Here is a 13,525-nt window from a genome sequence, read left to right as displayed (position 1 = left end):
TGAACAGTTTAATATACCGGCACCGGGCCATCGGCAAGTTGCCGCCGCTGGGCGCCGGGTACGCTGTTAGCATACCCGAGAAGGCCGACGCTCATTCGGCGCACGCCCCAATTTTCCGCAGGCGAACCTGCGAAACGCACACGGAAAAATTCCACTATTATTCCGGCGAAGTCAGCACCGCCTCCGCGCTCCGGATTCCGTCCACCGCCGCGGATACGATGCCACCTGCATAACCCGCGCCCTCCCCGCAGGGATACAGCCCGCCGAGAGTGACCGATTGGCCGTCCGCCCCGCGCGTCAGGCGCACGGGGGAAGAGCTGCGGGTCTCTACGCCCGTCAGCACCGCATCCGGGTGGGCAAAGCCGCGCAGTCTGCGGTCCATCAGCAAAATTCCCTGCCGCATCGATTCCGCCGCGTAAGGCGGCAGGCAGCCCGCCAAATCCGCCGGAACTACGCCGGGCTGGTAGCTCGGGGCCGTACCGAACGAATCCGATGCTTTGCCTTTGAGAAAATCGCCGACGCGCTGGGCAGGGGCGCGGTAATCCCCGCCGCCCAGATGAAACGCCGCTTCTTCCCATCTTCTCTGGAACCACATGCCAGCGAGCGGATGTGTGCTTTCAAAATCCGCGGAGGACACGCCGACCAGCAGGGCCGAATTTGCGTTCTTCCCGTCGCGCGCCCAGCGGCTCATTCCATTTGTCACCAGCCGCCCGGGCTCCGAAGCGGCAGCGACGACCTGTCCGCCCGGGCACATGCAGAAGGTGTACACGCCCCGGCCGTTTTCCAAATGCACCGCAAGCTTGTAATCCGCCGCTCCCAGTGCGGGATGCTCCGCAAACGCGCCGTACTGCGCGCGATTGACGGCCGCCTGCGGATGCTCAATGCGCGCGCCGATGGAAAAGGGCTTCTGCTCCATCGCCACACCCTGCTCCAGCAGGGTTTCAAAGGTATCCCGCGCGCTGTGTCCGACCGCCAGGATCACATGATGTGCGTCCAGCTGCTGGCGCACTCCATCGTGCTCTACGACGACACCGGTTACTCTGCCCTGCACTGATACGATTTTCACCAGCTTTGTTTCAAACCGGATTTCTCCGCCCAGCTCTATGATCTGCCCGCGGATTTTCTTCACGATCCCCGGCAGCAAATCGGTGCCGACATGCGGTTTCGCCTCATACAGAATCTCTTTCGGCGCGCCGGCCCTGACCAGCTCCTCAAACACCTTACCTGCGCGGCCATCCTTAGTGCCGGTGTTCAGCTTGCCGTCCGAAAAGGTTCCGGCGCCGCCCTCGCCGAACTGCACATTAGAGTCGGAATTCAGAACGCCGCTTTTCCAGAAGGCATCCACCTGCTGTGTGCGCTTGTCCGCATCCGCTCCGCGCTCGATCACGGTGGGGCGCTGCCCTGCCTGCGCCAGAATCAGGGCGGCAAACATCCCCGCGGGCCCAAAGCCCACAACGACCGGTCTCTTCCCCAGCCCGCGGCAGGGAGGCAGCTCATAACGGTACGGCTGAAGGTGGGAAACCTTCGCACCGCCGCACCGGGACAAAACGGCTTCTTCCCCGCCTTCCAACGTTACACCGACGGTATATTGAAAGTGGATATCCTGCTTTTTTCGGGCGTCCACCGATTTTTTTAAAATTTGCAGGGAACGGATCTGCTGCTCCGGCAGGGAAAGCCGGGCCGCCGCCTGCCGCAAAAGCTCTCCCTCCCCCGCGGAAAGGGGCAGAGCGATCTCTGAAATTCGGATCATATGTTTTCCTCCTTTGCCGCCAGGGCGGCGCTTCTGCCGGCTGCCATGCCGCTGATCCACGCCCAGTGCAGATTAAAACCGCCGCAGTCGCCATCCACATTCAGTTGTTCCCCGGCCAGGTAAACACCGGAGCTGATGCGCGACTCCATGGACGGCAGAAACAGCTCCGCAAGCGGCACTCCGCCCGCGGTGACCTGCGCGTGCTGCCAGAGCAGTGTACCTGTGACCGGAAAGGCCCAGCCCTTGAGCACACCGGCCGCCGTTTTCACCCATGAGCCGACGAGACTGCCTGCCGGCTCGCCCGCTTTTTCGGAAAGGGCGCACGCCATTACCTGCTGGCCCACGCGCTTGGGCAACACGCCGAACAACAAATCTCTTGCTGCAAGCTGCGGATAAATGGACGCCAGACGGCGCAGCAGCTCGCAGACCTCCTGAAAGGACAATCCCGGCAAAAGGTCCAGCACAAGCTGCGCGTTTTTACAGGGCTTGCCCCGAACGGTTTTGTTCGCGGCGTACTCCGCCGCCAGCCGCGACAGCTGGAATACGCACACACCGGACAGGCCGCGCTCAACAAACTGGATTTCTCCCTCTTCTTCCTTCACCGCATGTCCGTCTGCCAAAAAGCGGACGGTGCCCGGACAGCGCACGCCCTTGAGCGCCCGAACCATCGCCTGCGGCACCGTCACCTGTACCAGCGCGGGATACAGCGCCGTCTGGCTGTGGCCGAGCCGGCGAGCCAGAGACACACCCTGATCCGAGCTGATCTGCGGCGAGGCCTTGCCGCCCTGCGCCAGAATCAGCCGGCGTGCCAAAAGGGTTCTGCCGTCCTCAAGGCCCAGCGAATACCCGCCCTTTTGCCGTTTGATCTGAACCACTGCGGCGCCGCACAGCTCTTCTCCGCCCTGCTTCTGAAAGAACAGACGCAGCGCGTCCAGCACTGCGGAGGCCTGCCCGTTTTGTGGGTACACCCGGCCCTGTTCCTCTTCCCGGCAGAAAAGGCCCATCTCTTCAAATTGCCGCAATACCTCCGCCGGTGAAATGGATTCAAACACCGCTTTGGCCAGCGGCGCATCGCCGTGATACAGCGGCCAGGCCGCCGAAAGATTGGTGATATTGCATCTGCCGTTCCCGGTAGCCAGCAGCTTTTTTCCCACGCGCGGGGCCGCCTCCAGCAGCGCTACCTTCCCGCCGCCAAGCACTTTTGCCGCCTCGCCGGCGGCCATCAGGCCTGCCGCGCCGCCGCCGACAACCGCGATCTCGTATTTTGGTATAGTGTTCATACTGCCTCCCTGTACTATAGACCGACGGCCCGCCATTCATCCATTTCTGATAAAACGAGCTGTTCTCAATTTGCATTTTTTGCTTTCTCACTGCTTGTGCTAAGGTGAGGGACATGTTATAATAAAAACGTAAATAATAATCAGCGCTTTCAACGCCTGAGAGAGCATTGAAACCGGTTGGTAGAAATCGACAGCCTTTTATGAATGAAGCATTCCTTGCTCCGGTGATGCTGTTATCCTAATCACGGTGCACGCTGAAGCAAGGCTTTGGGTGCCCGAAAAAGCGCTGGAGCATGATACGATTGTTCGGAGAACTGCTTTCATGGCTGAAAACAGTCTTGCGGCTACCATCGTGCTGTCATAATTGAAGCGTATCCCGTACCGGAATCGTACAGAGGTGAAAGCTGAATGTCTAAAATGGAGAATCCCCAGCAGCTGATGCAATTTCTTCAGCAGCTTGAAAAAATATATAATCTGGTTCGTATTGTCGACCCTCTGGCAAAGCGGGTGATTACGGTCTCCGGCTGCAACTCGGAAATGATTGAGGATTCCATCTGCTATGAGTTCTGGCAAAAAAACAACCATTGTGCCAACTGCGTTTCAATGCGTGCCGCCAACGAAAACGATACGTTCGTCAAGATTGAATACAATCAGGAAAAGATTTTTATGGCGATGGCCACGCCGGTGGTTCTGAGCGGCCGCACTCATATTGTGGAAATGCTGAAGGATATTTCTGAAACCGGCATCGTACCCGACCTGAAGGGCAAAAACGTTGCGGAAATCAACCAGATCATTGAAAACCTGAACCAGGCCGCCATTACCGACGAGCTCACCCAGGTGTATAACCGGCGCTTTATCAACGAGAAGCTGCCGATTGATTTATACGCCGCTGTTGGGAACGACGGCGTGCTTTCCGCGATTCTGGTCGACGTTGATGATTTCAAACAGATCAACGACACCTACGGCCACAGCATGGGCGACCGTGTGCTGCGAAGGGTCGCGGAGATTTTGAAAAACAATATTCAGCGCAAGGGCGACTGGGCGGCGCGGTACGGCGGTGACGAATTTCTGGTGGTACTGCCGGACGCCGACCGGAAAAGCGCCAAAAAAATTGCGGAGCGGATTCGGCGGCAGGTGGAGCAGGAAACATTCGAGCTGCGCGGCAGCACCGTTTCCACAACCATCAGCTGCGGCGTCTCCAGCGCCGGACCGCGGGACAGCGCCTCCGCCGTTGACTTTTTCGACCGTCTGGATCAAAAGCTGTATCAGAGCAAACACAGCGGCAAGAACTCCATTTCGGGCTGAGGGCTTTCCTCCTGCTTTGCCAATGCCCCGGGCCGATTCTCGCACCTCGTTTTTTCCCTTCGACGATCGAGAGGGAAAAATTTCTCGTTCCAATATTCAGAAAAGGGCAGAAAGCTTTCCGGCTTTCTGCCCTTTCGGCATTGCGGAATCATTCGCCGCGCACCCGCCGCAGCAAAGCGCCGGGTTTAACAGGGCGCCCGGTTTTCGCCAGAACCCGCATGGTCGCATGAGGGGCCGCGTCGATCGGCGTCATTTCCGCGTCGTACAGCTCGTCTAGTGTGAGCAGATAGGGCCGCGCGCCGGGTTCCAGCACATCCACCGTATCCCCGCGGAAGAAGCGGTTGCGCTGCGACAAGGTCGCCACGCCGTTCTCCCAGCCCTCGCAGACGGCCGCAACCTCGTAATCGCGCACATAGCCGCCGTTTTGGTACACCTGCCCCGGGGTGCCGAAGTAAAAGCCGGTGCTGTATTCGCGGTGGCTGATTTTGTTCAGCTCCTCGGCAATCCACTCCGGCAGCGGCTCGCCGGGATGCCGCTCGCAGAAATCGATCGCGCTGCGATACGCGTTGACCGTAACCGCCACATAATAGGCCGATTTGGCCCTGCCTTCGATTTTCAGGCTGCTGATTCCCGCCTTTTGGAGCTCCGGAATATGGCGGATCATGCACATGTCGCGGGAATTGAGGATATAAGTTCCCCGGTCGTCCTCCTCAATGGGGAAATACTCGCCGGGGCGTTTTTCTTCCACAAGGCGGTACGACCAGCGGCACGGCTGCGCGCAGTCGCCTCGGTTGGCGTCCCGGCCCGTCAAATAGTTCGACAGCAGGCACCGGCCCGAAAAGGAGACGCACATCGAGCCGTGCACAAACGCTTCCAGTTCCAGCTCGGGCGGCGTTTTGGCGCGGATCTGCGCGATCTCGTCCATACTCAGCTCTCTGGCCAGCACCACGCGCGACGCGCCCATCTCATAAAAGACGCGCGCGGTCTCGTGGTTGACAACCCCCGCCTGAGTGGATACGTGAAGCTCCACGTCCGGCGCGTATTTCTGCGCCAGCTTCATCACGCCGAGATCGGCGACGATCAATGCGTCTACCCCTACCTGCCGGGCATGGCACAGCAAATCGGGAAGGCGGTCGAGCTCATCCACACGGGGCAGCGTGTTGCAGGTCAAGTGAACCCGGGCACCCTTCCGGTGGGCAGCCTGAACGGCCGCCGCCAGCTCCTCCGGCGAGAAATTGGCCGGGCCGGCTCTCATTCCGAACTCCTTCGCTGCCAGATACACGGCGTCCGCCCCAAAGGCCAGAGCAGCCTCCAGCCGTTCAAAATCCCCCGCCGGAGCCAATAGTTCCATTTTCACTGCGCCAGACCCGCCTTTTTCAAGTTTTTCTGATGCTGCTCTGCCGTCTTGGCATAATAGGCCTTGCCGTCCGCAGAGTGGCAGAAGTAATAATAATCCGTTTTGGCCGGATTCAGCGCCGCGTCGATCGCCGCACTGCCGGGATTTGCAATCGGCCCCGGGGGCAGCCCGGTAATGTTGTAGGTGTTGTACCGGCTGCTGTATGTCTCCCGCTGCGCAGCGGGCACCTGCGCCCTCGTGCGGTAGGGGTAGTAGATGGTGGAATCGCACCCGAGCTGCTGCGTGCCGGTCGCCACGCCGTTTTTCAGGCGGTTGTGCAGGACGGAGGAAACCTGATACATATCCTCTTCGTCTGCGGATTCCTCCTGAATAATAGAGGCAAGGTTCAGCACCTGATCGAGCGTCATTCCCTGCTCCTGCGCCTTTCTGCGCACATCGGCGGTCAGCTTTTTGCCCGCGTTGTTGATCATCTTGCCCAAGGCCTGCTTCGGGTCCTCATCCTTATAGAACTCGTAGGTATCGGGGAACAAATAGCCCTCCAGCAGGTAATAGCGCTCGCTGTCGTTGGCGATGGTCTTGATCAGGTCATAGTTGTTAAAATCCTGAGAATTGGCATATTTTAAAATATCCTGCGCGGAACAGACGCCGTTTTTCTCCATCAGGGCGGCGACCTCCTGCACGTTCAGGCCCTCCGGGAACAGCACCTTCACAATATCGGTGCGGTTATTGTTTGTTTGCAGATAATTGATAATCGCCTCGTAGTCCATATCCGTTTTCAGCTCGTACGTGCCGTGCAGATAGGATGCGTTCGCACGCGTGATGGTGGAATACAGCTGAAAAAAGCCCGGCTGGTCGATCACGCCGCCGCGGTACAGCACCTTGGCGATTTCGCCGACGCTCGCCCCTTTCGGAATCTCGACGGTCACCACGGATTCCGGTTTCTGGTACGCGAGCATATCCGCCATTCCGCTCACCAGATACTGGCCCGTTCCAATTCCGAGGATAAGAATCATCGACATCCAGATCATGCGGAAAAAGCGCCGGTTCTTACGGCCCTTTTCGCGGCTTCTCTCCCGCAGGGCTTTTTCCTGGGCCTTTTGGGCGCGGCGCTCCGATTCCACCATCGCCTTGCGCGTTTGGGGGCTGCTGTAGCTGTGCAGCACATCCGGCTCCCCGGCGGCAGACCGGGGCCCCTGCGAAACGGAATCATCCATATCATCTTCGTCATTGAATTCGACCCTGAATTGCCGGGCCCGGTTCTGCCGCTGATCCTCCTGACCGCGGGTTCGCCGCTGATTGTCGTCGTCGCGCATGACAGACCCCCTATCTCGCTTTCTTCGATGTCCTGCGGACATACTTTTCCGTCACCAACAGATCAACCGACCTGTCGTAATAGCCGTGCGGCAGATTCCACTGAACACAGAAGGAATAGCACACGCCCACCGTAAACCCGCCAAAGCGGGATAAAAAGCGGTCGTAATAGCCGCCACCATACCCGAGCCGAAAGCCCTGCACGTCAAAGCTGAAGCCGGGCACCAGGCAAAAGCCGCGGGACTCGTCCTCCACCTTTTCACAGCGCCGGGGAATCGGCTCCATCACGCCGAACGACGCGCGCTCCACGTCCTGCCAGGAGCGAATGTAATAGAACTCCATGTCGCGGGTTCCCGGAATGCACCGGGGAACAGCCACCCGCTTTTGATTTGCCCAGGCCGCCTGCACAACGGCAAGGGTATCCACCTCCAGCTCTTTGCTGAGATAGGTGAATACCGTATCGGCCTGATGATATTCCCGCAAAGAGAGCAGCCGGGACTGAATTTCGGAATCCAGCCTCAGCTTTTCCTCCTCCGGCAGATCTTCTCTGAGCCTGCGATATTTGCCCCGCAGACCTGTCTTTACCTCTTTGATGTTCTTTACTGGCATTGCATCAAATTCCTCAGCTTTTCCGCGGCTTGTTTATCCGCCAAAAGATCCGTGAGCTGCAGCGCGAACGCCATTGCAGCCATCGGGCCGCGGCCCGTAATAATTTTGCCGTCTACCGTGACAAGCTCACCGGTATATTCTGCGCCGGTAATTTCTGAAACAAATCCGTCGCTGACCGTGGCGCGACGGCCTTTTAACAGCCCCATGTGCCCCAGAATCGACGGGGCCGCGCAAATGGCCGCCACATAGGCGCCCTTCTCATAGCAATGCGTCACCGCATCCCTTACCGCCAGTGACTGCTCCAGATTCGGCGTTCCCGGCAGTCCGCCCGGCAGAACCACCATCTGGAGACCCTCCAGAGAGATTTCGCTTTCCTCCAGATCGGCTGTGACAGGGATTTGATGGGAGCCCGTGATTTGCCTGTCGCCGACCCCCACTGTCCGAACCGGCACATTGGCGCGCCGGAGCAGATCAACCGCCGTTAAAGCCTCAATCTCTTCAAATCCATTCGCCAAAAACACATACGTCATTCCAGTCACATCCCCTTTTTCAGTTAATCCAGCGTCAGCCCCAGATAGGCCTTGCCGCTGTATTCCACCGGCCTGAGCGGCCGGAGCATACCAAATCGCCGCACCTCGCCCCTGTTCGGGAACAGTGCCCCGTTTTCCGGCAGACGCAGGCGATAGCTCTGCGCCGGCATTTCGGCGAGCAGCTGCCCGAGAAGCGCCGGCAGAGCCGCCTTCTCCGCCATCAGCTCAGTCACCTCGCAGGAGCCGTCCTCCAACAGGCGGCAGAGCGCCCAGGCCGAACCCCCGCCCGACCGCACGGCAACCAGCCTGCCGCCGTACCGGCGGTTGAAGCCCTGTGCAAAGCAGAGCGCACGCTCATCCCACAGCACGGAGCCCCAAAGGGAAGAAAGCTGTTCTTCCCGGATTTGCCTCATCTGCGAGTAGCCCAAAACCACCCGACCGCGCCGCGCCCCCGCAGAAAGCTGCGAAAGCTCCTGTGCAGAAACCGTAACAAAGCGGGTGAAAAAGGCCTCTTCGTAGCCATAATTCGCGTAGTAATCGTACAGCGCAGCGCTCGACGGCAGCAGGCACGAAAAGTGCTCGCCGCGCTTTAGGCCCAAATGCGCCGCGGCCCGCAGCAGCGCCCCCATGCAGCCCTGCTTGCGGTATTCCGGCAGAGTGGAGGCGGCATAGATATAGTGGCCGCGCACCTCGCCGCCCGGCTGCGCCATGCGCACCGGCAGCATATGCACCATCGCAGCCGCCCTGCCGTCTATTTCGTAGACCAGGCAGGCACGCGGCTGAAAGGCGTTATTGAAAAAATAGGCGACGGGCCGCCTGGGGTCCCCAAAGCAGACCTGCCATATCTTTTCGAGCTCCGGCTGCATACCCCAGCGGGCCAGCCTGATGATTCTGCCGCTCATGACTCCGTTCCTTTGAGTACCGCGCGGTACTTCTGCAATATGATTGCGGGGTGGTAAGACAGCTTTGCCTTGCGCAGCCCCTCCAGCCCCAGATCCTCTTCCCGGTTGATATATTGGTAGCCCGAGAGATTGCGGCGGGCAAACTCGTTGTTGATCGCCGCGTACAGACCGTCGTAGCCGGACAGTGCCTTTTCAAAATGGAGCAGGAACACCTGCGGATTGATCTCCTCGCCGATCGTGTAGGCCACCGGCTTGCCCTCAATGCGAATCAAACCGCCGGAAAGCTTCAGCTCATCAAAATGGGCGAACGCCTTCCGAAGCGCGCGCACCTCTTTATCCAGTCCGTTTTCCGGGTCGCACCCGTTCTGGCGGCACCACTCGCAGCTGACTTCGCGGCACGCGTCGAGCGTATCGACCGTAACATCCTCGTATTCCCACTGGTACTGCCGGTTGAATTTGGAAACATGGTTGCGCTTGCCATGGTATTTTCTGCCCGCGAGCTCAATCAGATCGCTGCTGTTGTAAATATAGTCCGCGCCGTCCCTGTCGATACTGAACTCAAAACAGCCCGGCATCGCTTCTTCCATGCGGGCAACCTCTTTTTCGGTCATGCCCCACATCTGAAAACGAAAGCCCTTTTCCGCCGCGTCGTCAATCAGCAGCTGCAGGGCGTCCCTGAGGCTCCCGGCGTTTGCGGGGTCTGCCACATAAGGGAAATTATAGGTGTGAAAATGCTCGCCCGAGGACAAAAGCACATACCCATCCTGACGGCAGATGCGGGAATGATATGACTCATTCCAGATGAACAGGGTGCCGAACGCATTCTCGCTCCCCATTTTGCCGCTGGCCGCCAAAATCGGCTGAAGCCATTTTCGATCCTCGATTGTTGCATATTCAAATTTTAACATAAATCGCTACATTCCTTTATGATTTCACTTTCCATGATTTCCGCATGGATTTGCTGTGCCGATTTGATCCGTCCGTTCCCGGCGCATGAAAGGACAAGCCATCCCAGCTTTTCGGCGCAGTATAATGCGCTTTGCCGGCAGGCGGCCAGAAAGGCGGTGTCCTGCTCGTGCAGATCCTTCTTCGCTTCGTCGCCCCCGTACCGTTCCCGGAGCAGGCGCTGAGAGATTTCCAGCGGCATGTCCAGATAAATTACGGCGTTCGGCGCGGGAAGCTCCAGTTTATTATACTCAAAATCGCAGACCCAATCCAGATAGGAATCCCACTCCGAATGGGGCAGCTTCGTCATTTGGTATACCATGTTAGAGGTGGTATACCGGTCGGCAACGATCAGGCTGCCGTTTTCGTAGTCCTGGCGCCAGTGGCGCACATAGCTCGCAAAGCGGTCCACCGCGTAAAAGGAACTGGCCGCAAAGGCGTTGACCTCCTGCGGGTGCGCGCCGAGCTCGCCGCCGAGATACATTTTCACCAGCGCGGAGGATTTCTCCTGATAATCCGGAAAAGAAACCCGCCGCAGCCGCACGCCGCTCTTTGTGAGCGCCTCGCACAAAAGCGCCGTCTGTGTGGCCTTCCCGCTGCCGTCAAGGCCCTCGATCACGACCAGCCGGCCGCTCACGGCTGTTCCTCCAGATTTTTGTAATACGCGCGTACCTCTGTCATCTTACCGCAGCTCATCTTCCCTTCGGGACAGCCGCCGCGCACGCACGGCGGGCCGCAGTGAGAGAACAGGTTCGGCGCGACGCCGCGCACCAGACGCAGCATCTGGATCGCCACCTCCTGAATTTCCCATTGAGCGCGGTTGCAGCAGCGGTGCGAAAAGAAATTGTACAGCGACCGGGCGTTCATGGTACAGATCATTTTGGTTTCACAGGCGTTCGGCAGTACAAAGCGCGCGTCCTCAATCGCCTTTTTCTGCGCCGCGCGGGCAGCCTCTTCCGGCTTTTTGCCCTCCGCGATCATTTGGGCCTGATGTTTTTCCTGTAGCAGGCGGGTCAGAGTTTCATACCGGCGCTGGGCTTCCTCCATCGATTCGATGAATTCCTGCTGTGCCTCGGGGATCGCCTCAATCTCGGGCGGGATCACGTAGCCGAACTGATGCTCCGCTACATATCTTTGGCTCTGCACGCTGTAAGAAGCAATGCGATGACGGGTCATCTGCGCCAGAAACGCGCGCGACACCCCTTCGATCGCAAATGTAAACGATGCGTGCTCAATCGGGCTTTCATGCCCGATCTCAGAGAGCATCTCGACAAAACGGGCGGTTTTTTCCTCTGTGAGACCGTCCATAATATGTTCCACATCCGCAGCGGAATAGCAGAGCTTTGCGGCGGCTGCCACCGTCTGCTCCGGCTGCGGCGTATAAGCGATCAACGCTACCTTTGCCATTGTATTATGTTCCTCCGCTTCCGGCCGGGCCGCCCAGAACGGACGGATCCGGCCCCTTGCTCAATAAAATCACCACATGGGCGCCGTACTCCAACGAATCGCCCGCCTTGTGGTCCTGGTAACCGACGGCCTGCCCGGCCGGTACGGTGTCGTCAAACACATCCCGCTTTGCAGGGGTCAGCCCCGCGGACGTGACCGCCAGAGAGGCATCCTCCAGACTCATGCCCCGAATCTCGGGCAGGGAGCGCATTTGAGCGCCCTGACTGACGACAACGACGATTTTTACGCCCTTCTGTGCCAGCTCGCCCGCCGTGGGGGACTGCCGGATGATCTTGCCCTCGGCCACCGTATCGCTGAACTCCTTATCAGAGACCAGAATGTCGTAGTCCTCGGTTCCGGCGCTTTCCGCTGCCAGAACGTCGTCAAGCTTCTGCCCCACCAGATCGGGAACCTGAACGCGCTCCGTGCCGGAAAGCTCCGCCGCGTCAAGGCCGTTCATCAGCATCCCGGAATCGGCAGATTCCACAGTTGCCTTCATGGCGGTGGAATCCGCAGTGCCGGCCGTGCCGCCAAAGCTTGGCGGGAACAGCCAGAAGATCCCGATACAAACAAAAACAGCCAAAGAAACCACACCGGAACCGATTGCCCAGGCAATGCCCGGGATGCCGCGTCGGGCGGGCTCCGGTTCCGGAGCAGACTCCGGCGGCAGGGGTTCCTCTATTTTTGCCGTAACAGTGGGCGCTGCCGAAAGCTCAGCCCGCAGGCGCTCAAAATGAGGGGTTCGTTTGGACGGCATCACCTGCAGAGCGTTGGCCAGACCGGTGATCACATACGGCGGCAGACTTTTGAGCGTACTGGTTGGGATCATCAGCCGCGAATCCCCCTTGCGGCGCAAAGCATCCTGCGGCAGAGCGCCGGTCAGCGCAAAAAACAGACATGCGGCAAAGCCGTACACGTCCGTCGACTCATCCGGCACATAATTCATCACATATTGCTCGAGCGCGGCGCAGCCCGCCACCAAGTCCGGCGGCAGGTCGGTATCCATACGGCGCACGGCGTCCAGCTCAAAATCGGTCAGCTTCATGCGGCCGTCCTGTAGAATCACCAGCGTGTCAGGCGAAATGCCAAGGTGATTTACGCCCTTGGAATGCAGTGTGGAAAGCGCGGACAGCACCGGCATGAACAGCGGGCGGGCGGCATTCCAGTCTAGGCTGCCGCCGCGGCGCTCTACAAAATAGCGCAGTGTGATACATTCTTCCCACTCCGCTACCGTATAGGCCGTTCCGTTTTCTTCAAAAATATCGTAAATCTGTTCGACCGCAGAAAGCTGCCGCATATGTGCCAGCTCACGTGCATCATTTAAAAAGGAGGTTTTATATTCCTGAAACGTGACCTCGCTGCCGTCTACCACACGCACCGTCTGGCCGTCCGGCAGACGCTCGCTCATCGTCTGGGGAAAAAACTCACGAATCAACGTTTTGATATTCAGCACACTGTCGTAGCCGATATAAGAGATTCCCTCTCCGTTGCTCTTCCGGGCCAAGCCGATCATATATCGATTTTGCAGCATGGTTTTGAACGGCAGCGCGTCCGGCCGCTGCGGCTCATCCGTCGGACACCCGCAATGAGGGCATGGCTCGCCCACGGGCCGCTCCGACATACAGTTCATGCATAGCTCAAAGTCAGTCATACTGGTTCCTCCATAATGCTATTATGGACACACAAAGCAGGCGTTATCCCGCCGGTTGGCGCCACAGCCCTCTCCGGCGGATAACGCCGGGCATTCCGGATCAGCCCGGCTGTTTTTCGGGCGGAACGCACACCACCCGATTCTTTTATATTTAAGAAGTATACCACAATCTACCGGCAAAACGCAATACCTCGCATCTGACTCTCATTTTGGGGCTCCGGTTTTGCGACATTTTTCGCAGAATTTTAAAGGGAAGCGAATTGATATTCTATGCCCTGTTTGCTATAATAACCTCACGGCGCAAGCCGAAGCAAAGCTTCGGGCGCCTGAGAGAACATTGAAGCATGATAACACCGCTCAAGGTACCGCTTTTGAGGAAAGAAAACACCCTTACCGTTGTTATCATGCTATAATCATACAATCATAAAAAGTGCGGATT

The 13,525-nt window shown here is 58.6% G+C and carries 12 protein-coding genes; 1 reads left to right on the top strand and 11 read right to left on the bottom strand.

The window, feature by feature from the left end:
* Positions 1-157: 157 nt before the first annotated feature.
* Both G340_RS0114685 and G340_RS0114680 read right to left on the bottom strand, forming a co-directional pair.
* Complete coding sequence (locus G340_RS0114685; protein ID WP_020074402.1) at positions 158-1,750, bottom strand: NAD(P)/FAD-dependent oxidoreductase; 1,593 nt, start codon at positions 1,748-1,750, stop codon at positions 158-160.
* A complete protein-coding gene (locus tag G340_RS0114680; RefSeq protein WP_020074401.1) occupies positions 1,747-3,030 on the bottom strand; it encodes an aminoacetone oxidase family FAD-binding enzyme in 1,284 nt (427 codons plus the stop codon). The genes G340_RS0114685 and G340_RS0114680 overlap by 4 nt, the downstream gene beginning before the upstream one ends.
* Before the next feature lie 408 nt (positions 3,031-3,438).
* On the opposite strand from G340_RS0114680, the gene G340_RS0114675 reads away from it, so the two are divergent.
* Complete coding sequence (locus tag G340_RS0114675) at positions 3,439-4,335, top strand: GGDEF domain-containing protein (protein WP_020074400.1); 897 nt, start codon at positions 3,439-3,441, stop codon at positions 4,333-4,335.
* A gap of 148 nt (positions 4,336-4,483) precedes the next feature.
* On the opposite strand, the gene G340_RS0114670 is transcribed toward G340_RS0114675, so the two are convergent.
* Genes G340_RS0114670 through G340_RS0114630 form a run of 9 tightly spaced genes read right to left on the bottom strand, consistent with a single transcriptional unit; the run spans position 4,484 to position 13,086 of the window.
* Positions 4,484-5,692 (bottom strand): peptidase U32 family protein, encoded by a 1,209-nt coding sequence (locus G340_RS0114670; protein WP_020074399.1) that lies wholly within the window; start codon positions 5,690-5,692, stop codon positions 4,484-4,486.
* Positions 5,689-7,005, bottom strand: coding sequence for an endolytic transglycosylase MltG (gene mltG, locus G340_RS0114665; RefSeq protein WP_020074398.1), 1,317 nt, complete (start codon positions 7,003-7,005; stop codon positions 5,689-5,691). The genes G340_RS0114670 and mltG overlap by 4 nt, the downstream gene beginning before the upstream one ends.
* A gap of 10 nt (positions 7,006-7,015) precedes the next feature.
* Complete coding sequence (locus G340_RS0114660; protein WP_020074397.1) at positions 7,016-7,612, bottom strand: 5-formyltetrahydrofolate cyclo-ligase; 597 nt, start codon at positions 7,610-7,612, stop codon at positions 7,016-7,018.
* Entirely contained in the window at positions 7,603-8,142 is a 540-nt protein-coding gene (locus tag G340_RS0114655) for a DJ-1 family glyoxalase III (RefSeq protein WP_020074396.1), read from the bottom strand. Before G340_RS0114655 ends, G340_RS0114660 begins: the two co-directional genes overlap by 10 nt.
* A 23-nt stretch (positions 8,143-8,165) precedes the next feature.
* The gene (locus G340_RS0114650; RefSeq protein WP_020074395.1) at positions 8,166-9,044 is read right to left on the bottom strand and encodes a GNAT family N-acetyltransferase; all 879 of its coding nucleotides are present in this window, start codon (positions 9,042-9,044) and stop codon (positions 8,166-8,168) included.
* The gene (locus tag G340_RS0114645) at positions 9,041-9,952 is read right to left on the bottom strand and encodes a DUF2156 domain-containing protein (RefSeq protein ID WP_020074394.1); all 912 of its coding nucleotides are present in this window, start codon (positions 9,950-9,952) and stop codon (positions 9,041-9,043) included. The genes G340_RS0114650 and G340_RS0114645 overlap by 4 nt, the downstream gene beginning before the upstream one ends.
* On the bottom strand, positions 9,946-10,626 hold the full coding sequence (locus G340_RS0114640) for a dTMP kinase (protein ID WP_020074393.1): 681 nt from the start codon (positions 10,624-10,626) through the stop codon (positions 9,946-9,948). Before G340_RS0114640 ends, G340_RS0114645 begins: the two co-directional genes overlap by 7 nt.
* Positions 10,623-11,396, bottom strand: a complete 774-nt coding sequence (gene thyX / locus G340_RS0114635) for an FAD-dependent thymidylate synthase (protein WP_020074392.1) — start codon at positions 11,394-11,396, stop codon at positions 10,623-10,625. The genes G340_RS0114640 and thyX overlap by 4 nt, the downstream gene beginning before the upstream one ends.
* A gap of 4 nt (positions 11,397-11,400) precedes the next feature.
* On the bottom strand, positions 11,401-13,086 hold the full coding sequence (locus G340_RS0114630) for a PASTA domain-containing protein (RefSeq protein WP_020074391.1): 1,686 nt from the start codon (positions 13,084-13,086) through the stop codon (positions 11,401-11,403).
* Positions 13,087-13,525 lie beyond the last annotated feature (439 nt).

The organism is Faecalispora sporosphaeroides DSM 1294 (assembly GCA_000383295.1).
GTDB classification, from domain to species: Bacteria; Bacillota; Clostridia; order Oscillospirales; family Acutalibacteraceae; genus Faecalispora; species Faecalispora sporosphaeroides.
The sequence above is the reverse complement of the archived record's forward strand: the minus strand, read 5'-3'. Positions and strand labels throughout refer to the sequence as shown.